The sequence below is a fragment of the Anoxybacillus sp. B2M1 genome, assembly GCF_001634265.1.
GTDB classification, from domain to species: domain Bacteria; phylum Bacillota; class Bacilli; order Bacillales; family Anoxybacillaceae; genus Anoxybacteroides; species Anoxybacteroides rupiense.
Genome location: NZ_CP015435.1, coordinates 186709 through 209420, shown reverse-complemented (window position 1 = coordinate 209420; position 22712 = coordinate 186709). Strand labels below are relative to the sequence as shown.

General features: G+C 44.4%; 21 protein-coding genes and 13 tRNA genes. 8 read left to right on the top strand and 26 right to left on the bottom strand.

The genetic code is table 11. The features are described from left to right. Position 1: 1 nt before the first annotated feature. The gene (locus GFC28_RS01185; RefSeq protein ID WP_044745824.1) at positions 2-886 is read right to left on the bottom strand and encodes a LysR family transcriptional regulator; all 885 of its coding nucleotides are present in this window, start codon (positions 884-886) and stop codon (positions 2-4) included. A 123-nt stretch (positions 887-1009) separates the two neighbouring features. Between GFC28_RS01185 and GFC28_RS01180 the strand changes: the two genes are divergently transcribed. Further along, entirely contained in the window at positions 1010-2200 is a 1191-nt protein-coding gene (locus tag GFC28_RS01180) for an MFS transporter (protein WP_044745823.1), read from the top strand. A gap of 589 nt (positions 2201-2789) precedes the next feature. Here the strand turns inward: GFC28_RS01180 and GFC28_RS01175 are convergent. After that, positions 2790-3452: a DUF975 family protein gene (locus GFC28_RS01175; protein ID WP_044745822.1), complete on the bottom strand. Its 663-nt coding sequence runs from the start codon at positions 3450-3452 to the stop codon at positions 2790-2792. 375 nt (positions 3453-3827) lie between these two features. Continuing rightward, positions 3828-5675 (bottom strand): monovalent cation:proton antiporter family protein, encoded by a 1848-nt coding sequence (locus tag GFC28_RS01165; protein WP_044745820.1) that lies wholly within the window; start codon positions 5673-5675, stop codon positions 3828-3830. A gap of 413 nt (positions 5676-6088) precedes the next feature. Between GFC28_RS01165 and GFC28_RS01160 the strand changes: the two genes are divergently transcribed. Beyond that, complete coding sequence (locus GFC28_RS01160; RefSeq protein WP_044745819.1) at positions 6089-6295, top strand: metal ABC transporter ATPase; 207 nt, start codon at positions 6089-6091, stop codon at positions 6293-6295. 419 nt (positions 6296-6714) lie between these two features. Then, on the top strand, positions 6715-7188 hold the full coding sequence (locus GFC28_RS01155; RefSeq protein ID WP_044745818.1) for a CBO0543 family protein: 474 nt from the start codon (positions 6715-6717) through the stop codon (positions 7186-7188). A gap of 551 nt (positions 7189-7739) precedes the next feature. On the opposite strand, the gene GFC28_RS01150 is transcribed toward GFC28_RS01155, so the two are convergent. From GFC28_RS01150 to GFC28_RS01140, 3 genes are read right to left on the bottom strand one after another with little or no spacing between them, the layout of a single operon-like run. Continuing rightward, positions 7740-8528, bottom strand: coding sequence for a YhfC family intramembrane metalloprotease (locus GFC28_RS01150; RefSeq protein ID WP_044745817.1), 789 nt, complete (start codon positions 8526-8528; stop codon positions 7740-7742). Positions 8529-8563: 35 nt separating this feature from the next. Further along, positions 8564-9205 carry an SdpI family protein gene (locus GFC28_RS01145; protein ID WP_044745816.1) on the bottom strand — a complete coding sequence of 214 codons (642 nt, stop codon included), beginning with the start codon at positions 9203-9205 and terminating at the stop codon, positions 8564-8566. Continuing rightward, complete coding sequence (locus GFC28_RS01140; protein WP_044745815.1) at positions 9202-9480, bottom strand: autorepressor SdpR family transcription factor; 279 nt, start codon at positions 9478-9480, stop codon at positions 9202-9204. The genes GFC28_RS01145 and GFC28_RS01140 overlap by 4 nt, the downstream gene beginning before the upstream one ends. A gap of 357 nt (positions 9481-9837) precedes the next feature. Between GFC28_RS01140 and GFC28_RS01135 the strand changes: the two genes are divergently transcribed. After that, positions 9838-10110, top strand: a complete 273-nt coding sequence (locus GFC28_RS01135) for a winged helix-turn-helix transcriptional regulator (RefSeq protein ID WP_044745828.1) — start codon at positions 9838-9840, stop codon at positions 10108-10110. 58 nt (positions 10111-10168) lie between these two features. Next, on the top strand, positions 10169-11410 hold the full coding sequence (locus GFC28_RS01130) for an aminopeptidase (RefSeq protein ID WP_044745814.1): 1242 nt from the start codon (positions 10169-10171) through the stop codon (positions 11408-11410). A 197-nt stretch (positions 11411-11607) separates the two neighbouring features. On the opposite strand, the gene GFC28_RS01125 is transcribed toward GFC28_RS01130, so the two are convergent. Both GFC28_RS01125 and cspD read right to left on the bottom strand, forming a co-directional pair. Beyond that, positions 11608-11880 (bottom strand): hypothetical protein, encoded by a 273-nt coding sequence (locus tag GFC28_RS01125; RefSeq protein ID WP_044745813.1) that lies wholly within the window; start codon positions 11878-11880, stop codon positions 11608-11610. Between the two features lie 249 nt (positions 11881-12129). After that, positions 12130-12330 (bottom strand): cold-shock protein CspD, encoded by a 201-nt coding sequence (gene cspD / locus GFC28_RS01120; RefSeq protein WP_044745812.1) that lies wholly within the window; start codon positions 12328-12330, stop codon positions 12130-12132. 716 nt (positions 12331-13046) lie between these two features. On the opposite strand from cspD, the gene GFC28_RS01110 reads away from it, so the two are divergent. Continuing rightward, positions 13047-14552, top strand: a complete 1506-nt coding sequence (locus tag GFC28_RS01110) for a flavin monoamine oxidase family protein (RefSeq protein WP_044745811.1) — start codon at positions 13047-13049, stop codon at positions 14550-14552. Positions 14553-14772: 220 nt separating this feature from the next. On the opposite strand, the gene GFC28_RS01105 is transcribed toward GFC28_RS01110, so the two are convergent. The 13 genes from GFC28_RS01105 to GFC28_RS01050 form a co-directional block, all read right to left on the bottom strand. Beyond that, positions 14773-14846 (bottom strand) — tRNA-Arg (locus GFC28_RS01105). A 98-nt stretch (positions 14847-14944) separates the two neighbouring features. Then, positions 14945-15042: transfer RNA gene (locus GFC28_RS19100), tRNA-Arg, on the bottom strand. A 5-nt stretch (positions 15043-15047) separates the two neighbouring features. Further along, positions 15048-15118: transfer RNA gene (locus GFC28_RS01100), tRNA-Cys, on the bottom strand. A 5-nt stretch (positions 15119-15123) separates the two neighbouring features. After that, positions 15124-15195: transfer RNA gene (locus tag GFC28_RS01095), tRNA-Gly, on the bottom strand. Between the two features lie 3 nt (positions 15196-15198). Then, positions 15199-15273, bottom strand: a tRNA-Gln gene (locus GFC28_RS01090). Between the two features lie 22 nt (positions 15274-15295). Further along, positions 15296-15368 (bottom strand) — tRNA-His (locus tag GFC28_RS01085). Positions 15369-15378: 10 nt separating this feature from the next. After that, a tRNA-Trp gene (locus tag GFC28_RS01080) sits at positions 15379-15452 on the bottom strand. Between the two features lie 3 nt (positions 15453-15455). Next, a tRNA-Tyr gene (locus tag GFC28_RS01075) sits at positions 15456-15540 on the bottom strand. A 12-nt stretch (positions 15541-15552) separates the two neighbouring features. Next, positions 15553-15625: transfer RNA gene (locus GFC28_RS01070), tRNA-Phe, on the bottom strand. A gap of 273 nt (positions 15626-15898) precedes the next feature. Then, a tRNA-Ser gene (locus GFC28_RS01065) sits at positions 15899-15988 on the bottom strand. 6 nt (positions 15989-15994) lie between these two features. Next, positions 15995-16067 (bottom strand) — tRNA-Ala (locus GFC28_RS01060). Between the two features lie 11 nt (positions 16068-16078). Continuing rightward, positions 16079-16155: transfer RNA gene (locus GFC28_RS01055), tRNA-Pro, on the bottom strand. A gap of 50 nt (positions 16156-16205) precedes the next feature. Then, positions 16206-16277, bottom strand: a tRNA-Gly gene (locus GFC28_RS01050). Positions 16278-16558: 281 nt separating this feature from the next. On the opposite strand from GFC28_RS01050, the gene GFC28_RS01045 reads away from it, so the two are divergent. Continuing rightward, on the top strand, positions 16559-16840 hold the full coding sequence (locus GFC28_RS01045; protein WP_066145315.1) for a hypothetical protein: 282 nt from the start codon (positions 16559-16561) through the stop codon (positions 16838-16840). Positions 16841-16884: 44 nt separating this feature from the next. Here the strand turns inward: GFC28_RS01045 and GFC28_RS01040 are convergent, their stop codons facing one another. The 3 genes from GFC28_RS01040 to GFC28_RS01030 form a co-directional block, all read right to left on the bottom strand. Then, positions 16885-17127: an EAL domain-containing protein gene (locus GFC28_RS01040; RefSeq protein ID WP_066329517.1), complete on the bottom strand. Its 243-nt coding sequence runs from the start codon at positions 17125-17127 to the stop codon at positions 16885-16887. 313 nt (positions 17128-17440) lie between these two features. Further along, the gene (locus tag GFC28_RS01035) at positions 17441-18100 is read right to left on the bottom strand and encodes a putative bifunctional diguanylate cyclase/phosphodiesterase (protein ID WP_052660925.1); all 660 of its coding nucleotides are present in this window, start codon (positions 18098-18100) and stop codon (positions 17441-17443) included. A gap of 22 nt (positions 18101-18122) precedes the next feature. Beyond that, a complete protein-coding gene (locus GFC28_RS01030) occupies positions 18123-19409 on the bottom strand; it encodes a GGDEF domain-containing protein (protein WP_066329520.1) in 1287 nt (428 codons plus the stop codon). Positions 19410-19648: 239 nt separating this feature from the next. Here GFC28_RS01030 and GFC28_RS01025 point away from each other — a divergent pair, with 239 nt between their 5' ends. Beyond that, entirely contained in the window at positions 19649-20086 is a 438-nt protein-coding gene (locus tag GFC28_RS01025; protein WP_044742310.1) for an Hsp20/alpha crystallin family protein, read from the top strand. Positions 20087-20151: 65 nt separating this feature from the next. Here GFC28_RS01025 and GFC28_RS01020 read toward each other — a convergent pair whose 3' ends face one another. Continuing rightward, entirely contained in the window at positions 20152-21171 is a 1020-nt protein-coding gene (locus GFC28_RS01020; protein WP_044742309.1) for a LacI family DNA-binding transcriptional regulator, read from the bottom strand. Between the two features lie 12 nt (positions 21172-21183). After that, entirely contained in the window at positions 21184-22710 is a 1527-nt protein-coding gene (galT, locus tag GFC28_RS01015) for a UDP-glucose--hexose-1-phosphate uridylyltransferase (protein ID WP_044742308.1), read from the bottom strand. Between the last annotated feature and the right edge of the window lie 2 nt (positions 22711-22712).

Sequence of the window (22712 nt, the reverse complement as noted above, 5' to 3'; positions counted from 1 at the left end):
ATTATTCTGCTAACATCTTTATCAACCGCTGGGCCGCTTTTGATAAATAGCGGTCTTTCAGCCACACTAACGCCGTCTCCGAGCATAATGCTGTATCGGTGATCTCAAGAACTCGCAGTTCCTTGCGAATGAAAGGCGGAATCGCCGTCCGCGGCATGATGCTGGCCCCCATGCCGAAAGCGACGAGCGAGAGCACAATGTGGACATCTTGGCATTCGCATACAACATTAGGGCGAATACCGAAACGCCCCCATTCCGCCATCAGCTGCTCATATAGCCCTTCTCCCTTTTCGCGTCGGACGAGAAGAAGGGGAACGTCCGCCAATTCCGTTATCGACACCGCAGTTTGATCATTCAACATTTCCCATGACGTTGGAGCCACCAACACAAACGGCTCCGTACCAAGCCGAACCATTGAAAGCCCGCTGTCATCAATCGGAAGGCTGACAATCGCCAATTCGATGTCGCGCCGCTCTAAACGCTCGCGAATGCTGAACGGGTCCCCTCCCCACAAGCGAAATGAGACGTGCGGATATTGCTCGCGAAATCGCTGAAGCTTCTCCGGCAAATAGGAGGCACACAATAAAGCGACACCGAGCGACAGTTCTCCCCGCACTCCATCCCCTGTTTCTTTGACCTCCCGCATCGATTCTTCAAACACATGTAAAACGTGCCTGGCTTTTTCATACAACACTTTCCCGGCTTCCGTCAATTCCACGCTCTTTTTATTTCGCTGTCTCTCAAGCAGTGTTACGCCAAGCTCTTCTTCCATTAGGCGCAGCTGCTGGCTTAGCGGCGGCTGGGCCATGTTTAGCTTTTTAGCCGCCCGCGAGATTTGTCCTTCTTCTACAATCGCAAGAAAATAACGCAATTGCCGAATGTCCATGGCGATCCTCCTATATATGCAAAACGTATATATCAACTATTTAATAGATATTTAACATATAATTATAGACATGATATGCTAGAGAGGGCAATACCGCAAAGATCCAACAGGAAGGAGAGACAGATGCAGCAACAGCCACTATGGACAAAAAATTTTATTCTCGTCGCTTTTGTGAACTTTTTTACATTTTTTATTTTTTATTATTTGCTTGTCACACTGCCGGTGTATGCCGTCCAAGAACTGCATAGCAGCCCGTCATCCATCGGCTTAATTACGACGATATTTCTCATCGCAGCCATTATGGTGCGGCCAATTTCCGGAAAGTGGATGGGGAAGTCCGGGAAGTATGCCATCTTTTTAAGTGCGATGGTCATCATGGGCACCGCTTCGCTTTTGTATTTTTTCGCGCATTCGCTTGTCGGTTTGCTTGCGCTTCGCTTTTTTCACGGTCTCGGTTTCGGCATGGCGACGACCGCTAACGGCGCGATGGTGGCCGACCTAATTCCCGATTCGCGAAAAGGCGAAGGGATGGGCTATTTCGGTTTAACGGTCAATCTCGCGATGGTCATCGGCCCGTTTCTCGGCTTAACGGTCATGCAGCACGGAGCGGCTGCTATGTTTAGTATGAACGCTTTATGCGCACTCGTCGCGATTGCCATCGGGCTATTCATCCGCTTGCCAAAGCAAAACGCGGCCAGCCGCTCCGCCCAAGCGCAGAAAACAGCCGGAAAGCTTTGGGAACGCTCCGCCATTCCTGTTTCCCTTTTGGCGGCTTTTTTTGGGCTGGCGTATTCCGGAATCATTTCCTTTGTTTCGATTTACGCGAAGGAAGCAGGGTTTTCAAGAGCAGCCAGCTACTTTTTTATCATCTATGCAGCCGTTCTCCTTATTTCACGGCCGTTCACCGGAAAATGGTTCGACCGCTACGGAGCGAAGGTGATCATCTATCCGGCCATCGTTTGCTTTGCGCTTGGCACTTATTTGCTTAGCACGGCGACAACCGCGCTTGTTTTTCTTGTTTCTGCCGGGCTCATTGGGCTTGGCTGGGGCACGACGTTTCCGAGCTTGCAAACGATCGCGATTCAAGTCGCTCCGCCGCCCAACAGAGGTTTGGCAACGGCAACGTTTCTATCGATTTTCGACTTCGGATTTGGCATGGGTTCCTTTTTCGTGGGGCTTGTCGCTGCCAAAACAGGCTACAGCATTTTATATCTTGGCAGCACGTTTCTGATCCTTGCCGGTATCGGGCTGTATTATTGGTTCGACCAACGAAGCGGTGGCAAATCCGGCATAACCGTCCGCCAAACAGGCTGATGGCACCAACCATAAGAAAAGCGCCCCCGAAGAGCGCGCGAACCAAGCTTGATCCGGCGCAAGCCCCCATCAGCGAAGGGACTCAGCGTGTCGCCGCCGCAGTGTGGGACGGAGCCTCTCAAGGCGATGGCGCCCTTCTCTCTGGATCAATTTCCATTTAATAAAAAAATCTCTTCCCCACCCGCCAGAGCATTTTCTATGATGAGAGAGCCTTGTTTATGCTGGATTCCTTTACATACTAGCACTAGGGTGAATAGTTACCAAAAAAGCAGCCAACACTCTCTTTCTATCGGAGTTTTAGCTGCTTTTGGCTGATCCAATCCATCGATCGAGAAACCGGCCTGTCAAATGCTTTTGGCCGGCTCCCTGCGATCCACTTTATCCAAACACAAGGCCGATTGTTCGTTTCCTTTCAATCTAGCAAAGCATCTGACTGATCCCGATTTTCCCCATAAAATCTATCGGAATTTTTGTCCAAAAAGCAATGGCGGCAACGGAAAGCCCATCACGAGACAATCCGCTGGCCGCCATTATCTTGTTCCGCATGCGATGGGAGGTGCATGCAGCGATGAGCAGCGATCGTACCTGATTATTCCACGCTTTCTTCTTGCGTGCGGATGAATTCTTCGTAAAAGGCAGCAAGTGAAGCATAAACATAAGGAATAAGCCATAATAGTCCGATGCCAAGGGTGAAAATACTTAAAATTCCCCAACCGATAAAGCTCAAATATAATAAAAACAGCTTCCCTTTATACCCTTTCATCCGCTTGCGGCTTTCTGTAATCGCTTGAAGAGCGCCGTATTCCGGGTGATCTTTCAATAAAAAGAAGGTTTGTGAATATGCCAATGATTTAATGATTCCAGGGATAATAAGCAATAGGCTCCAAAGCAAGACGAAAATGCCAAACAAAATCGAGGTGCCGATCAGCTTAAGCGAACGCTTCCCTTCTCCATAAATGGTGAAGATGTTGGCGATGTTAAAATCGCTTCCTCTATATACCTCTAAAAACAACCAATATACTACGATACTGAATGGAATCGCGGCAAGGGAGTACAGGATGTTAAATACATCGGCCGAAGCGGGCGTGTTCTCCTGCTCAAGCCATACGTCCCATCCCCCGCTGATGATGATTTCTATGACCGTCGGAATGAGCACACTCACCAAAAAATAGATCATCATCAATAAAACAGCTGTGCCCCATTTTCCTTTAAGAGACTGCCTTGCTTGACGCTTCAACGCTGATAAACTCATGATGCTTCCTCCTTGTTCATAAAATAACACCTACAGTCCCAATATACGCTGCTCGTTTCCAATTTATCATAGATTTCATAAAATCTCCACCTTTTATAACAAATAATGGTAAAAAATTACCTTTTTTCTAAGCTTGTCGTCATGAAGCAAAACAAAAAAGAGTGGATCGCGGTAATCATCGTTCCAACATTGAGCGAATCCCCTCACTCCTTCACCATCTTGCGTTTGGCAGGCTTCTATATAAATAAAGAAGGAAGCGTTGTTCTTCTTTCGCACAACGCTTCCTTCTTTCTCACTAGTGTGGATTACCTATCATTTCATTTAATGGATAAACCTGCTTCTTTTCTATCAAAAGCAAAAAACAGCTCTTTCGCTTCACAATGCTTTCCCGTATTCGAACAGTTCCTTTAGCTCCCACACATATTCTTCCGAGCCCGTAACAATCAGCCGGTCGCCCATGCGCAATTCTGTATCTCCATGAGGAATGAGCGACTCGTTGCCGCGGAAAATGCGGACAATAATACAATCTCCTAAGAATGGAAATTGACGAAGCAAGACCCCATGGTACGCGGAATGATTCATTTCGATTTCATGGAGCGCCGCGTTGCTATCTGTCAGCATATCGACAATATGAGGCGAAACAATGAAGGACTTTAAGACCGCAGCCGCCGAAAGAGCAATGGAAGCTGTTTCAATTCCCTTTGCCTGCAATTCTTGAACGGTATTTGGCGAGTCAACAAAGGCGATGACACGTGAAACTCCCTGCTCCTTCGCCCAAGCAGCCACTTGCGCATTAATTGCTTCATTGCCCGTCAGAACGACTACAACATCCGCAGCAAAAGCCCCGTTTTCCTCTAATACCGCAAATGAATAATCTTCAATATCAATAATCGGGAACACATGATCCAATGCCAAAAGCTCCAGCTTTTCTTCTTTAATATGGTATAAGGTCGTCTCGTACTGCTGAGCGTTCAAATCCCGGGCGGCCGCCAATGTAAACTGATTCGTGCCAATCAGCTTCACTGCCATTTTCGGCGTTTCCTCCACCTGCTTCTTATATAGCTTCTTAAACATGATCGGCGAAACGACGCTCGTTAATACGGCCACTAAAATAAGCGCGCCCTTCATATTTTCATCAATCATCCCGAGACGTTCGGCAATGGTCGCGGCGGCAATGACAAGCGACAGTGTGGAAACGAGCAAAAACCCCGAAGCAAGCGTGGTTCTGGAATCATACCAAATACGCAGCAAATAGACAGGCACCACCTTCGAAATGACAAGAGCGAGAAAGAGAAGCGGGATGAGCAATAAAATTTTCGGTTCGGCAAAGAGCGGCCGCAAATCCAAGTTCACTCCAACCATCACAAAAAAGATCGGAATGAAAAAACCATAGCCGAAGGAATCGAGCTTATGGACAAAATCTGGATTGGGCGATAACAACGAAACAAGAACGCCAGCTAAAAACGCGCCTAAAATATTTTCAGCTCCAAGCGACTCCGAGAGCGCCACCAGCACAATAATAAGCGTAAAGACGGCGCGAGTGCCAATTTGAATCGTTCCCTTCGCCATCGTTTCAACAAACGAACGGCGTTTAAAATGTTTCCCGGCGAAATAAAAAAGAACGCCAGCGACAAACAAGCCAAGAAGCAACCACGTATTTCCGCTATTGGATTCGTTGGCGGAAACAAAAACAGCCAACAACACCATCGTTACTAAGTCAGCAATGACCGCAATCAGCAAAATCGTCTGACCAATGGATGTTTTCATCAGCTGGGCATCCTTCAACGTTGGCACAACCACCCCAAGCGAGATCGTCGAGATGATCAGCGTCATTAAAAAGGCATTATCCACGTAGCCGGCCCAGACAAATAAATAAGACAGACCAAGTGATACGAGAAAAATTCCGACAAACACTGTAGAGGCAAGAATAAATGTGTTCGGTTCGTCCTCCTTCTTCTTTTTCGTTTTACGCGCAAATGCCGAAAAATCAATTTCCAATCCGCTTAAAAACATCAGAAAGAGAAAACCAAGTGTTGACAATGTTTCAAGCCACATATCGTCCTTAACGATATTCAACCCCGTTTTACCGATCATAATTCCAACAACCGTTTCAGCAACAACAACCGGAATAACTTGGAGGCGAAAACGATGCAGGAAAAGCGGAGTAAAAAATGCGACAACAATGACAATGAGCAAAGATGTAATCGATGAATGCTGCCCCATCATCGTTCCTCCTTTCATTTGTTTTCACCATTATATAAAATCGCGAAGAAGTTTACAATTTTCCCGTCCCTATCCAACCATTGGACGATCTCTTTTTTGAGCTAAAAGCTCGATCTTTATCATTTGCTTCCTTTCCGCTTGACTCTTTGCGAAAAAATGCTCAAACCCTAGACTTGGTCAGACGCCGGAGTTCATTTTATGGATAAAAATTGAAAATGTTTGGTTACACTAGTGTGTGGCGGCATTTGCCTTTATCCCGGATTTGTGTTGTACTTAACAACCGATCAGCCGTTTCACAGCACGATTTCATGAAGTACGGGGCGGCGGCGTGCCTTCCCCCGGTGCAATGGTTCAACCATTTTCAAGTTTGTATGGATGCCACAAAAGAAATTATGAATTTAAAGGAGAAGAGTATGTCAGAAGCAACCTTTTTTGTCACAGAAGCAGTTTCCCAGCAGCCAATTCAGCAAATCGAACAGCTTTTAAACTCACTTGAAGGCGTTGAAAGAGTATTAATCGATACGGCTGATGGGGAAATCAAAGTCGAATTCGACGACAAAAAAATTTCAAAAGAACAAATGATGATTACGTTACAGCAGCATCATTTTCATATCCAGTAAAAGATGGTGATCGACAATGTCCGTTTTGAATTTGTCGATCACCATTTCAAGTTTTAAAAGCTTCAACCGTCAATTCGAGCATGTCTACCCCGTTTGCTACTCTCATAGATGAACCTCCTAATTGTTCTTTTATGATGAAAAGTACTTACACTATAATATAATGATTTATCATATTTTAAATCAATTTTAAGTAAATTAAAAATTTATGATATCAAAAAATATTTTTCGTCAATATTTTAATTCGTTCCTCCATTTCCAATGAACCTTCCGTAACCCACACTCGGTTAAGAGGAGGGAGATTTCGTATATGGATCGTATCATACGAAGGCTATAGCGGCCATCGTTTATAAATATTCATGAATTCTTCAAACTCGGGCATACTAAACAAAGACAAAACGATTTTAGGAGAGAAGCATGCCATGGACAAACTGATTTTATGGGCATTGCTGTTTCTTGGCATCGCCTTATTGCTCTTTAGTTTCATCAGAAAACCGTTGCTCATCAAAAACTCTTTGCTCGCCTTTTTAATCAAAGCATACTTTTCTACCTTTTTTGGCGTCATTGTCGTCGAAACCCATACGCTCGACTACCCTGTCCGATTTTTACCCGAGTATTTCGATACGAGCATTTTATTTGAATATGTATTATTTCCTGTTGTTTGTGTTTACTTTTATCAAACATCGCTTCGTTCGTCATTTTTAGGAATCGTCGGCCAAGGTTTATTGTATACAACAGCCATGACCTTGATTGAAGTATTATGTGAGAAATATACGGACTTAATTGAATATTACACATGGAAATGGTGGTACTCATTTGTGACGATGTTTTTATTAACAATGTTTGTCCGAAGCATTATGCTATGGGTCGATCATAACAAGCTATCGAGAGAATAAAGGAAAAAGATGAGAGAATACCATCTATCGTTCTGTATGGGGGATTGTGAGCAAAATCAATAAATGCTCCAGTCATTTCGCTTCTACTCCCTCCGCTGTCTGGAAAGCCCTTGGCAGACAAGGCACGCGGACGAGCGAAGGCAGTAGCGTCTATCAATCATTTTTCATGTATTAAAGAGGAGGCATAGAAAAGAAAAACGGTACTTCACCTGTCATATCATCGCTGATTCTCTGCCTCTCCCTGATAAAATGGGCTGAGCTCCAAACATTTGTCTGGTCTGCAGCCCGTTTTATCGCGGTTTCAAAACAGCAGCGAATCACTCAAAATTCTAAATACTCCACTATTAACCTCCATTAATTGCATATTTTTAACATTTTAAGGATATTTTTGCATCGTTTTTTTATCCTGCTTTACTTCGATTGACAAGTGTTTGCAAATATTCTTCACCGTTTCATTCGTCCAACTTATCAGGAAGTTCAGCACGGCTAAAATTAGCATGCTTCAGCGGCACAAGAAACTAAGCACAATCAGCGCCTGCCCTCAATCACAATCAGCCTTGTTCCTTTACAAACTGCGTTTTCACCCTTCTCGTCCAGATCAGGGCAATGATAGCGAATATAAACGCGACACCTTCAACAAGCCAAATGTTCGTAACAGCTTTCACTTGATACAGCGCCGAAGCGACATCCATCAGTGCGTGAAGCAAAATCGCATAAATCACATAGCGAAACTGACGTCTGCGCACCCCGAACAGCACAAGAAGCGACATCGCAATATGAAAGGAAAGAGCAAAAAGCCGTTCAAAACCGCCAAGCATATACATAGCAAATGTCGTCTGCTGTACTTGCTGCTTCAGCAGCGCTGCCTGATCTGCTGATAAAGAAGCAGCGATCACTTGCTCGAAGGCCCCTGATTGAATTAAGTTGGTCAAAATCCAAGCATTGACTGCACCTATTCCGCCAATAAGAATCGCTTCAATGCCGCCATGTCCGATACCAAACGATAGTCCATCCTGATAATCGTGATGTCTCTTCAACAGCCAGCGAAAGCCGAGATAGCGCCCCATCTCTTCAAATATTCCGGCAGCCAACGTTGCGTATACTACAAATAAAAACGGATTGTCCGTCCATTTGAGCGATGGGCCAGTAGGGTCAATCACCGCAACATGAAGCAATTTTTCTAGAATTTGCGAAAACAAAATGAAGATGAGAATCCCTACACCTAAAGGCTTCCAGGACAGCCAGCCTTTTCTTCTCCCATAAATCACTAGACCAATTGGAATAAACACCGAAATAATAAATTGAACAATAATCCCTGCCATACTTCCTGCCACGATCATACTCCTCTCTCTTCCCTGCTCTTATTTTTCCACCATCAATGGCCGCTTTGTTCTTTTCGGAAATACAAATACGACTGAATGACCAAATAGAGGACGCCAGCCATCACCGCGATGATAAACGTGAAAAAGCGCCACGCTCCTTCGATAAACACCGTCATCATCAGAATCATGCCGAGCAGCACAAATACTTTCCCGCCTAAACGATGGGTTTTATTCCATACAGTTTCATTTGCTAACGTCCAAGGTGTCCGAATGCCAATAAAATAGTTAGGCTTCATTTTCGGCATATAATTTCCTAGCACAATAAACAGCAGGCCGATTCCAAGCGGCACAAACAAATTGACATCGACAGGGAAGCCGAGATTGTAGGCAAGCGTTACAACATGAAGAGCGAAAAAGAAAAGAACAAGCACAACCAGAATCACTTGGTAGCTTCCTTTAAAACTCTCATAATTTTTACGTTTTGGATCCATCTTTGGCATTACGTTCATTAAGATGACAACGGCAGTGATCAATACCGGCGACAGAAAGGCGCCAAACCATTTGCTGCTGTAGCCATCCACTTCTCCTTCTGCGTTCCAATGGGTAGCGACTTGGTCAGGCAAATAAAAAATAGCGGCAATGCTCAATACATAACTTAAAACGGTTAAGATGACCGCAATCCGGTTCGACCTCATGAGCCCTTCCCTCCTTTATCAAAAAAATCGTAAAACCAGCTCATCAAATCTTGAAACACAGTGGTGTTCAAAGAATAATAAATATGCTGCCCAACCCGTCTATCTTGAACGAGATCGGCCTGCTTCAAAATTTTTAAATGATGGGATACGCTGGGCTTTTGCATTTCGAAATGAGAAGCAATCTCCCCAGCTGTTAAGTCCCCCTTTCTTAACAAAGTAAGAATTTGTCTTCGCGTCGGATCAGCGATTGCTTTAAATGCTTCGTTAAAAGACAATGGTTACATCACCTTTCGATATGATGTAGTTCAATATTTAGAAAATCATCTAAATATAAAACAAAAAATATTTAGATATTCTTCTAATTTTAATTATATTCTATTTTGTATATATTTGTAAAGAACCATTTTTAGCTGGAGCCTCCTGTCTCTAAACGGAGAATAAACGGAGGGGGAATCAAAAGTGTTCTCCCATGTTTTTCCCTTGTTTTCAGTTGATAAGATCCTCTATTTATGAGAAAATACTACGAAGAAGCAGAACGTTTGCACGGATAGAAGGTGAAAGTTTTGAAAGGGCTTAAAAAGAAAACGGGTTCATGCCACTCATCAAACCTTTGCCCTAAGTTTGAAGCCGCGATGACGTTACTAAGCAAACGGTGGATTGGCTTAATTATCAGCCAATTATTAGAAGGGAAAACAAGATTTTCGGAAATCGAAGCCGCCATGCCGATTAGCGGCAAGCTGCTATCGGAACGGCTTAAAGAATTAGAAGAGGCCGGTATTGTCGAGCGCAACGTCTATCCCGAGACTCCGGTGCGCATTGAATATGTATTGACAGCAAAAGGACAAGCGTTGCAGCCCGTCATTGAGGCTATCGAGCAATGGGCGCAAGCTTGGGAGAAAGACTAAAGATGGATTGTCATACAAACTTGCAATCTGATGTTAAAGTGAAGAGGAGGATTTGGTTATGGAACATTTGGAACAATCTCTTGATAAATATGCGGCACTTGCTGTTCATATTGGCGTCAATATTCAAAAAGGACAAACGCTCGTTGTCAATGCTCCGCTCGATGCTGCCGTGCTTGTTCGCAAAATCGCCAAAAAAGCCTATGAAGCCGGAGCCAAGCACGTATATGTCGAATGGAGCGACGAAGAATTGCAATATATTAAATATAAGCATGCACCAGATGAAGCGTTTTCCGAATATCCGATGTGGCGAGCGCAAGGCATGGAAGAGATGGCGAGAGAAGGAGCAGCCTTTCTTTCCATTTATTCTCCTAATCCCGATCTATTAAAGGATGTCGATCCGAAGCGCATCGCGACATTTGCGAGAACATCTTCTCAAGCACTACAAAATTACCGCAGCGCTTTGATGTCCGACCAAAACTGCTGGTCCATTATCTCCGTCCCAACGGCAGCCTGGGCGAAAAAAATATTTCCTGATTTATCGGAGCAAGCGGCGATCGACAAGCTGTGGGAGGTTATTTTTCAAGTAACACGCGTGCACGAAAAAGATCCAATCCAAGCTTGGGAAAAGCATAATCAAAAGCTGGCCAAAATGGTGGATTATTTAAATCAGAAGCAATACAAACAGCTGATCTACACAGCTCCAGGCACGGATTTAACGATTGAGCTTGTCGAAAACCACATCTGGCACGGCGGAGCGTCAACCAGTGAAAGCGGCATTCGCTTTAATCCAAACATCCCAACTGAAGAAGTATTTACAATGCCGCACAGAGACGGCGTAAACGGAACGGTCCGAAACACAAAACCGTTGAACTACGGCGGTAACGTCATTGACGGATTCACCCTTACATTTAAAGAGGGAAAAGTCGTCGATTTTTCAGCAGAAACGGGCTATGAAACATTAAAGCATTTGCTCGAGACGGACGACGGAGCACGACATCTCGGAGAAGTGGCTCTCGTTCCACACCGTTCGCCGATTTCAGATTCTCATCTCATTTTTTATAACACACTATTTGATGAAAACGCGGCCTGCCACCTCGCTCTTGGGAAAGCCTATCCGACTAATATTCAAGGCGGAACATCCATGGCGAGAGAAGAACTGACCGTGCACGGCATCAACGACAGCCTCATCCATGAAGATTTCATGATCGGCTCCGCCGAATTGAACATTGACGGCGTCACCAAAGATGGCAAGCGCGAACCGATTTTCCGCAACGGCAATTGGGCGTTTAATCCAGAATAAAAAATCCATACCATACAAAATAGGATGACGCTTTTATTTCTGTCTTCCTCTAAAAATATAAGCCGCGGCCCTTTCATACGAAAGGTCGCGGCTGTCTATATGTTATACGGTGAATGATTCTTTCCTCGTTTTAACAGATACAAAATAAAAAGGGAGCTTCTTTCCCCAAGCAGTCCCTGTCATGATTCAGCCACTTTTTATTTGCCGTTTTGTTTCTCTTCTTTGTAAGTTTTATGATAAAGCTTTAGCCTCTCTAGTTCTTCCCGGTAATGCAATAGACGCTTCCGCAGCTCCTTCGTCTGGCTCGGCGTGACCACTTTTCCTTCTAAGCTTTTTCCCGTTCTTAGTGCTTGCTTCACTTCTTCCCTCATGGTCACAAGCTTTTGTCCCGTCTCTCTTACTGTTTTTGTTTTATAAGTCCGCATCATCTTAATCAACATACTTTTCGCATCGTCCGCTTTGTTATTCAACTCTCCACCTCCAAAATTGGCCCTTCTTCGCTATGGTCCCATTCCATCATTTCTAATGGAAATCCGTATCCAACAGACTATACCAATATCCGTCATGGCTGTTTCCGATTTTGGTCAATGCTGGCTGAACGCGCTTGTTCTTCATCAGATCCGAAAGGCGGTTCCTATCAAACAAATACGTAAAACTTAAGAAAATAAAAAAGGAGGGCTGTAAAAAAAGAAAAAGCAGCCCACCCTTTCGCATCTCAATTAGCTTTTTCTTACGTTCGTCGCTTGAGGGCCACGGTTACCTTGCTCCACTTCAAAAGTAACTTCTTGGCCTTCCTCTAAAGATTTAAAGCCTTCGCCTTGGATCGCTGAGAAATGGACAAATACGTCCGGACCGCCTTCAACCTCGATGAATCCAAAACCTTTGTCAGCGTTAAACCATTTTACTTTACCATTTTGCATGAAAAAAATCCTCCTAAAATGTACCTTAATGCACATATCCATTTTTTAACCATTTCACAAGTAATAAAAAGACATTAAAAACTGCAACCTCTGAGGAGATTTAACCTTGCCATCTCCTTTGAAGCTACAGCATGTTTAAATCCCTATTGTATTAAAAGTAAAATGGTTTAAATTCACTATAACACACTTTTTATATAAAAGCAAAACATTTTACCAACTTTTTCACTTGATGACTGCTGTTTCCTTCAAGCAGCGAGCATCCCCCCTCTCCTCTATCACTTAAAGACCGAATAAATGGCGTCTATAAAGCCCGCGTTTTTCACACATGAAACAACGCCGCTTTCAGCTCCATTCATGTTTCGGTGAAGCGTTGTTGTTCAACCATCCGACGGCTAAAAACATCCCAAGCTTCCCTTCGCTGCACATGTTAACATAGCAAGGGATATGTCATTCCATGCAGATAAGCTCTCTTTCCTTGTATACTTTTTAAATGAATCGCTTCTGCACCCAAACAGCAAAATCATGCGCTTTCCAGCAATTGAAGACACACGGAACGCCGTTTGAAAATATGAGTTAATCGCACGATCCCTGAGCAAAGATGAGCATAAGCATGTGCATTTTTTTATCATATATGTACTTTCCTTCCGAATACGATAAGTAATAAAGCTTTTCTTCATGAACAGCGCGAGAATTTCCCATAAAAAAGGGGGGAAAGTATGTATAGCTATGTGTTTCCAAAGCTATCCATGGAAAAAATGCTTTCCATTATTAGGAATGGACTAAAGAAAACGGACGATCCTAAAAAAGTCATTGTGATCGGCGCAGGCATGGCGGGACTTGTTTCTGCTTCTTTGCTGAAGCAGGCGGGACATCAGGTCACCATTCTTGAAGCCTCGGAACGAGTCGGCGGAAGAATATACACGATCCGCTCTAATTTTCGCGGAGAGGATCAATATCTCGAAGCAGGCGCCATGCGCATTCCGCACACTCATTATTTAACGCTTGAATATATTAAAAAATTTAAGCTCCCTGTCAATCCGTTCATCAATAGCACACCTAACGATTGGCTTTACTTGCGGGGAACGCAGGCTCGTTTAAAAGCATACGAAAAAGATCCAAGCATCTTCGGATTTCCTGTTTGGCCACAAGAGCGAGGAAAAACTGCTACTGAACTGTTGCAAATGGCTATTAAACCCGTCATCGATTTTATTCAGAAAAATCCAATCAAAAATTGGCCGATTGCCATTCGTGAATTGGATAAATATTCACTGGATACTTACTTGCGATACAATCCTTTTGGAATGAGGCTGTCTCGCGGCGCTATTGATATGATTAAATCCATTCAGACAGTAGAAGGATTTCCAGAGCTTTCTTTTTTGGAAATGCTGCGCGAATTAATGGTGCTATTTACCCCAAACATTAAATTTTATGAGATTACTGGCGGAAACGATCAGCTTCCTAAAGCGTTTGTCCCACAATTGCAAAATGATATTTTATATGGACAAAAGGTTCGAAAAATTGAACAAAATCAAAATCAGGTGACCGTCCATTCCGTGCATACCAAAATTTTAGAGCCATTTCAAATTACAGGCGATCTCGTCATTGTGACCATTCCATTTTCGATTTTACAATTTGTAGAGATCGAGCCAAGAAACTCTTTTTCCCAAAACAAGTGGAAAGCGATTCGCGAGCTTCACTATGTCGGTTCCACGAAAACTGGTATTCAATTTAAACATCGTTTCTGGGAAAAAGAAGGAATGTTTGGCGGTCGAACTATCTCTGATCTTCCAATTACTTATACTCAATATCCAAGCCACGGACTGGGAAGCTCTGGTCCAGGAGTTGTACTGGCCAGCTACACATGGGAAGACGATACGATACCATGGGATAGTTTAAGTGATGAAAATCGGCTAGAGTATACCCTTAAAAACTTGGCTGTTATTCATGGACAGCAGGTTTATCATGAGTTCGAAACAGGAATTAGCCATAGTTGGGTTCGTTATCCGTATTCTGGAGGGGCGTTTACGATGTTTAAGCCCGAGCAAGTCACTGAGCTTTCGCAATATATCGGTTCTCCCGAAGGAAGAGTCTATTTTGCAGGAGAACACGCTTCAACGGTTCACGGGTGGATCCAAGGGGCGATTGAGTCGGGAATTTGTACAGCATACGAAGTCCATAAAGTGCCAAAATCCTACCTTGAAGCGCAAACCACGCTAAAATAATCAGGGGGCCATATAGAAGCAACCAATGATCCAACGCGCAAACTACAGCTTCAATAAAAATACGGCTTCCCTTCAAATCGCTCAACATGGTACGATTTCAGAACTCAGACCTATCTAAAGGAACAACTACAAAAGACCCATCGAACTAACCTGAAGCAAAAGAGCTGCTTTTGCTCATGAAAAAAAGGTGCTTCCTTTTATAGGAAACCCCTTTTTTCAGCGTCCCAGGAGAGACTCGAACTCCCGACCGACGGCTTAGAAGGCCGCTGCTCTATCCTACTGAGCTACTGGGACATCATCCTCATTTCTGTCGCAAGCAATTTGCTATGCCTCTTTCATTGGTTCGAAAAACAGAGCAATGAGACGGTTCGTCGATCCATTGGACCGCCACAAGCGGGTGACGGGACTCGAACCCACGACATCAGCAACTCGTCACATATTCAATGACGCATCGCTCGTAGCTGAAGTTTTGCCACTAAACTACACTCGCAACAAAGGCGGCACCCGGATTCGAACCGGGGGTAAAGGTTTTGCAGACCTCTGCCTTACCACTTGGCTATGCCGCCATCAAAGCGGAAGACGGGACTCGAACCCGCGACCCCCACCTTGGCAAGGTGGTGTTCTACCACTGAACTACTTCCGCATTTGGCTGGGGTAGCTGGATTCGAACCAACGCATCACGGAGTCAAAGTCCGTTGCCTTACCGCTTGGCTATACCCCAATCCTCTCCATATTCATCAAGGGGCGACTAGTGGGAATCGAACCCACGAATGCCAGAGCCACAATCTGGTGCGTTAACCACTTCGCCATAGCCGCCATACTAAAATGGCAGGGGCAGTAGGAATCGAACCCACACCGGAGGTTTTGGAGACCTCTGTTCTACCATTAAACTATGCCCCTAACTGGTGGAGGGGGACGGATTCGAACCGCCGAACCCACAGGGAGCGGATTTACAGTCCGCCGCGTTTGGCCACTTCGCTACCCCTCCAGCTATAAAAAATGGCTCGAGACGGAATCGAACCGCCGACACAAGGATTTTCAGTCCTTTGCTCTACCGACTGAGCTATCGAGCCATGATACGATGTACATTGGTTGGATGTTTATTCGCATCCGTACATTAAAATACGGTGCACAACGACTATTTTGTCAATATGACATCAGCGACGGGTCATTGATCGCACATTCCAGACCAATTGACCATAAATCCCCTTTGCTTTCCTATACAACAAAGCGAATTCACCGAAAACAGTTAAACATATGTATATCTTTAAAATTATTTCAATAAAACGTCTGTGATTCCGCTATCACGTATATGTATGACATCTAATCATGCGATATGTATAGGACGGAGGAGGAGGGATTCGAACCCCCGCGGGCTGTGACACCCCTATCGGTTTTCGAAACCGACCCCTTCAGCCAGACTTGGGTACTCCTCCATTCGATGGAGCCTATCGGGATCGAACCGATGACCTCCTGCGTGCAAAGCAGGCGCTCTCCCAGCTGAGCTAAGGCCCCAAAAATGAAACTGGTCGGGAAGACAGGATTTGAACCTGCGACCTCATGGACCCGAACCATGTGCTCTACCAAGCTGAGCTACTTCCCGCTCTAAAGCAACCATTCACACATGAGCACCGATTACAAAGATCCTTTTGAAGCGGAAGACGGGACTCGAACCCGCGACCCCCACCTTGGCAAGGTGGTGTTCTACCACTGAACTACTTCCGCGTGTTTAAAAACGTAAGCAAGTATTATTATAATAAAACAAGTGAGATTGTCAATATGATTTTTTCAAGCCATCACTATCTATATCTAAATAGCGACGATTTTCATTCTATATCGATACAAATAATTTGTCAATATACTTTGGTCAAAAACATCGTTATCTAGCCGTTGCCTAAATTAACGCCTTAGAGCCATCCACATTCGGAATAATCTGTTTTTATGATTTTATCATACAATCGTTGTATAATGAATTTTGTACTTTTGCGCAACAGAGGGGGATCTCTATGGCTGCATTTATGCATTTGTTTGAAGCTTATCGGTCACTTTGGTCCAATCGCTCGCTCAACAAAGAGGAAGAGCTGACAGAGGAAAGATGTAAGGCGCTCATTCATGAAGCGATTGAAAAAGAGCTGAGAGATGAAATGACTCATCCACGCGTTCGTCAAGCTCCAGAGGTAAAATTCCATTATGCTGTTAAACGCATTATGGCTTCGCCGTTAGCCAATGAAACAAAATTGGCGCTTATTGAACTCCATTTAGACGTGATGGAATACGTTCAGCGATAGCCTTAGACAACCTATCGCCTCCCTCTTTCCTTTGTTTAGGGAGGCTATTTTAAATACCCTTTTTCAAATTCTTCCTTTGCTAACGGTTTTCCCAGAACATATCCTTGAATTTCATCACAATGAAGGGAACGAAGAATTTGCAGCTGTTGAAATGTTTCCACGCCTTCAGCAATCACGCGCAACTTCAAATTTTTCGCTAAACCGATAACGGAAGCGACAATCGCTTGATCTTCCTCCGTTTGCGCAATTCCATCAATAAATACTTTGGCGATCTGTGAACTACTCACCACTTAGCTAAAGCTTGAAGTGGGAGCTTCTCAGTTCCACGACGAAAGCCGCCTTTCGTCTCCCTGAGCGTGACTTCGGGTCGTTCCAACCCTAGATGTCCGACAATTCGGAGTTCTTTTGTACCTTGGATATTTTACGCATGGAAGGATCCGCTTGGTTTTCGCATTTTATTTTCTCCATGCAACCTCCTATATCCAGTTATGAAAGAACGACATAGGTTTATTTTACCACAGGGTCAGACAATTGAACAGGCAAAAGCCTGTCCTTGTCCGAAGTCGATTCATCTCCCACTTTCATCAAGCTTCGCAAGATTTAGAAGTGGGAGACTTCTCGACTGAAGAATGTTAAACGATGAATCGGAAATTTACGCAAATAGCTAAGAGAGCTATAACCGGTTCCAAAATCATCAATGGAAATATGAACTCCTAACGCTTTCAGCTGTTTAAGCTTTTGAATCGTGTGTTGCTCATTAAAAATGGCCACGCCTTCTGTGATTTCCAGATCCACGCTGTCTGCTGTCAAATTTGTTTTCTTCAAAATGGCCGTAATCTGTTCAACCAGCTTTTCCTGTAAAAACTGCTTAGGCGAGATATTGACACTGATTCTGAGCGCTCGTCCTGTCTGCTCATTCCATTGCTTCACTTGCCGGCACGCTTCTTCCATCACCCACTCGCCAATGGCGATAATCTGCCCCGTTTCTTCTGCAACAGGAATAAACATATGCGGAGGAATCAAGCCCATTTGCGGATGATGCCAACGAATCAGCGCCTCCATGCCTATTATTTGACCTGTAGCGATATCAAATTGCGGTTGATAAAAAAGAGTAAATTCCCTCTGTTTAATGGCCTGATAGATCGCTGTTTCAATTATTGTTTTTTGCATGATTCCTTGATCCATTTTGCCATTAAAAAATTGATATTGGTTCTTTCCTTGTTCTTTAGCGCGAGATAACGCAATGTCTGCCTTTTTCATCAGTGATTCTCCTGTTTCTCCATCATATAGAAACACGCATTTCCAGATCGTTAACCGGCAAAGGCTGTTGAGAAACAGATAAAATCGATTCAACGATCGAACGAAGCTGTTGGAGCTTATACACCGGCGAAACAATTAAGGCGAATTCATCCCCTCCCTGTCGCCCGATGACATCTGTTTGTCGAAGTGACTGCTTTAACCATTCTGTCATTTTCTCCATAAGAGCATCCCCCGCTCGCTGGCCAAAATAATGATTTACCTGCTTAAAACGATCTAAATCAATGAATATAACAGCGAGCAAATGATGCCGTTGCTTCGCCTCCTGAAGCGCCTGCTCAAGCGCCGCAATAAACGCACTTCGATTAAACAGGCGTGTTAAACAATCATGCCTCGCTAAATAAAGCAATTCTTCGGTCTTTCTTTCTGATTCCGTTGTCTGATTGACCAGCTTTTGCTCCAGCCCTCTGCTTAAAAGCTGCATGTTCCTAAATAATCGCGTACTCTCATACAAAGCAACAGCCAGCCGCATTATGACAAAGACGCCAATAGCCATAAAAATCACAGCGATCTCTCTAGCCTCACGCGCTTCTTCATGCAAAATGGAGAAAAAAATCGAAGGAATAAACGCCATATATAAGAACAGAACTTTAAATGACAAGAGACTTTTTTGCTTTTTTAAGCACAGAAAAATCTCCCTATCAGCAAATACAGCTGACAGCCCCATCATCAATAAACCGGCAAAAATAAGAAAATCTAAAGAATGGCTTGGAGAGGAATAAGCGAATAACAGCGTCCTTGCTCGATCCGTTCCATCCGCTGCTATCAAAAGGATAGCCCCTGCTATATGCCAGGCCAAAACAGGTTTTGCCGCTGAACTAGAAGAAAAAAGGAAAATCCCCAATACATATGCAGTCGCTAATTCTAACAGAAAAATACTAGAGAACATAAAAAGGTGGGAAACGGATAAATACGAAAGAGAGAATAGCCGATTCAAACCAATCGAGTCTACTAACGCCCCAACGGAAACGATAATCAACACATCGAGCAGTTGCTGAAATAAATGCACTCTAGTTTCGTTCGCCGCCGCCAAAGATAGAAGCGCGATAAAATACAAAATGATAGAAATTTCATCCAATCCATTAGCTTGCCATAGAAACCATTCCGTCTGTGTAGCAGCCGTTTCATACAACAAAATACTTTCACGAATCCAATAAGTCGACAGACTGGCCAACAGCAGCAACCAAAATAGCCGCTGTTTCGGCCGCAATACGCTAGCCAGATCCATATCAAAACGACAGATGTGCCACATAGAGCAACCAAGGCGTGAACAATGGGATGGCGAATGAAAAAAAGACAGCAATAGTAAAGTGCAAGATAGATCAAGCTAAAGGACGTCCATCTCCATTTATTTTCCATCTATTTCATCCTCCTTTCTTTTCTATCATATGTCGCTTCTAGAAATGCAGCTGGATGAATGATCACATCGTATAAAAAATAAGCAGAGAAAAATACTATATGTCGACATGAAGAAAAAAGGAGGAATTACTAATGCCGTTAGTGCCTTATGATCCATTTCGCCATTTCGAAACGATGCGGCGCGATTTCAATCGTTTATTCACTCGTGATTTTTCATCATTATTTCCTGATAGCGAAGCAATGATGCCGCGCGTTGATATGCATGAAAACGATAAGGAATATATGATTTCCTGTGATCTTCCAGGGCTCGAACGAAAGGAAGATGTTCATATCGATGTTCATCAGCAAACTCTCCACATCAGTGGAACCATTCAACGAGACGAATCCGTCAAGGAAGAACAAATGCATCGGCGCGAGCGTTTTTTCGGCCGCTTCCACCGTTCTATTCCGCTTCCTTCTGACGCAGATGCTGAACAAATTCGGGCAACCTATAAAAACGGCGTTCTCAATATCCATGTTCCGAAAACAAATAATCAGCAACGAAAATCAATCGATATTCAATTTCATTGAACCGCTTGTCTATAAGAACAGGGTGTTCTGCATCAAGAACACCCTGTTTTTCCATATACATAAAATTAATCCTTTTTTATACAAACATCGCTACTTTCACGGACAACTAAGGCTGTAGGGATGACGACTTTTTTTGACAAATGCCGCTTGGTGGAAAGCCTTTCAACCAACAGTTCAACAGCGGTTTCCCCCATAAACTCCGTATGCACTTTAACGGTTGTCAGCGGTGGCTGAACAAACGCTGATGTGGGAATGTCATTAAAGCCGACTATTGACATCTCTTCTGGAACACGAACACCCGCCTCATGCAATGCTCGCAAGGCGCCGATCGCCATCGAGTCGCTAGCAATGAAAAAAGCAGTCGGGTGATCATTTCTCTCTAGCGCTTGTTTCATCAGCATGTATCCATCTTCCGCCGTAAAGCGTCCAGTGAATACATAATCCGGACGATAGATTCCTTTTACATATAAATATTCATAAAACGTCGCTTCCCGTTCATCGTTAATCGGTGTCTTTCCATCGATATACTCCCGGCCGCCGATGTAGCCAATACGTTTATGACCAAGAGAGAGAAGGTAATCGAGCACGCCAATCATCGATTGGCGAAAATCGGCGACAACGGAATCAAACCGCTTTTCATCAGGCGCAAAATCGACAAACACTATTTGTTCCGCGCTTGATGAAAACACCTCAATATCTTTTGGGCCGAATTTTCCGATCGCGATGATGCCATCGAGCCCTGAGAGCCATTCGGACTCATAGGAACCGTCCTGCTTAAACAATTTCACAAGTTCAATTTGGCGATGAAAACATTCTTTTTCCACCCCTAAGCGAATCGCCATATAATAAGGATCACCTAATTCCTGAGCTTCAGAGTACCAATGGACAAGGCCGAATCGCAACCGTTCTTTCGCCGTTTGTTGGCTGCGCTCACGCATCGTTTTATAATTTAGCTCTTGTGCGATTTCAAAAATTCGCTTTCTCGTTTCTTCTGACACAGAGAGCGTTGGATCATAATTTAATACGCGTGATACGGTCGCTACCGACACTCCCGCTTTTTCTGCGATTTCTTTTAATGTCGCCATGGATGAAACATGTCACTTCCTTTCCACATGCGCCTGTTCTGCTACCCTCCGCAAAAACATCCGGAACGCCCGCTTTCCTTCTTCCGTCCGTTTAAACACGCCCGCATGTTCAAGCACGACAATAAAGCGTTGTCCGACTTCATAGCGCAACATCTCTTCCACATTTTCCTCGCTGAAACGGTTGTATCGATGGCGCATCTGTTCGACCCAATCGGCGTGCTTCCGCAGCGGCGCAGCCCAATGTTCCGTTGGAGTATCGCGCACAAGGCACTGCTTGAGCGCATCCAATTCGGCCGCGAGCCGTCCCGGAAGAACCGCAAGCCCCATTACTTCAATCAGTCCAATATTTTCCTTTTTAATATGATGCAACTCTTCGTGCGGGTGGAAAATGCCGTACGGATGCTCTTCAGATGTCCGATTGTTGCGCAAGACGATATCCATCTCAAATAAATCGCCACGCCGGCGCGCAATCGGCGTCACGGTGTTGTGCGGTGTGCCGCCGGTTTCATGGAGAATCCCGACGCTTTCATCGCTATAGGTTTGCCATGTTTGGTAAATCAGATCGGCCGCATTGAGCACCTCGGATTTTTGGCCGCGCAAACGGATGACTGACATCGGCCAGTGAACCATGCCGACGGTTAATGACGGATAAGATGGCAGCTGGATCGATTCCTCGATGGCCGCTTTCTCCATGGCGAATCCATAACGCCCACCTTGAAAATGGTCATGCGCTAAAATGGAGCCGCCGACAATTGGCAAATCAGCATTCGATCCGATGAAGTAATGCGGAAATTGTTCGATAAAATCGAGCAAGCGGGCAAATGTCTTTCGTTCCATTTTCATCGGTACATGTTTAGCGCTAAGAACGATGCAATGCTCGTTGTAGTATACATAAGGAGAATATTGAAAATACCACTGTTCATCTAATAGCGAAAGCGGAATCATGCGATGATTGGCGCGTGCCGGATGATGCCAAGTTCCCGCATATCCTTCATTTTCCGCACAGAGCACACATTTCGGGTACGACGAAGGCGGCTTCGCTTTTAATTGAGCAATATCCTTTGGATCTTTTTCCGGTTTTGATAAATTAATGGTAATATCAATATCCCCGTACTCCGTTTTCACCTTCCACTGACGATTTTTTGCAATCCGATCCATTTGAATATAGTTAGAAGCGCAGCTCAACGAATAAAACCAGCCGGTCGCCTCCATCGGGCTGTTTCGATATTTGGCCAAAAACTCGCGAATGACTTCTGACGGTCGCGGCATGAGACAATTCATCAGCTTCGCTTCCCATATATCCCGCTCCGTTACCGTGTTGGTTTGCAATCGCCCTTGCTCGTATGCCCAATCGAGAATCGCTGCTAAAATCGGGGACGGGGAGGACGGAAGCGGCGGAAGCTCTTCAGAGGGGTGCCACTCTTCTAGCCCAAGTGTGGCAAGCAGCCGATTGCGTACGTAAATGACATCCTCCCGCTCTAGCAGCCCTTTGGCAACCCCGTACTGAACAAGCTGTTCAATCGCTTCGTAAATATTCACGT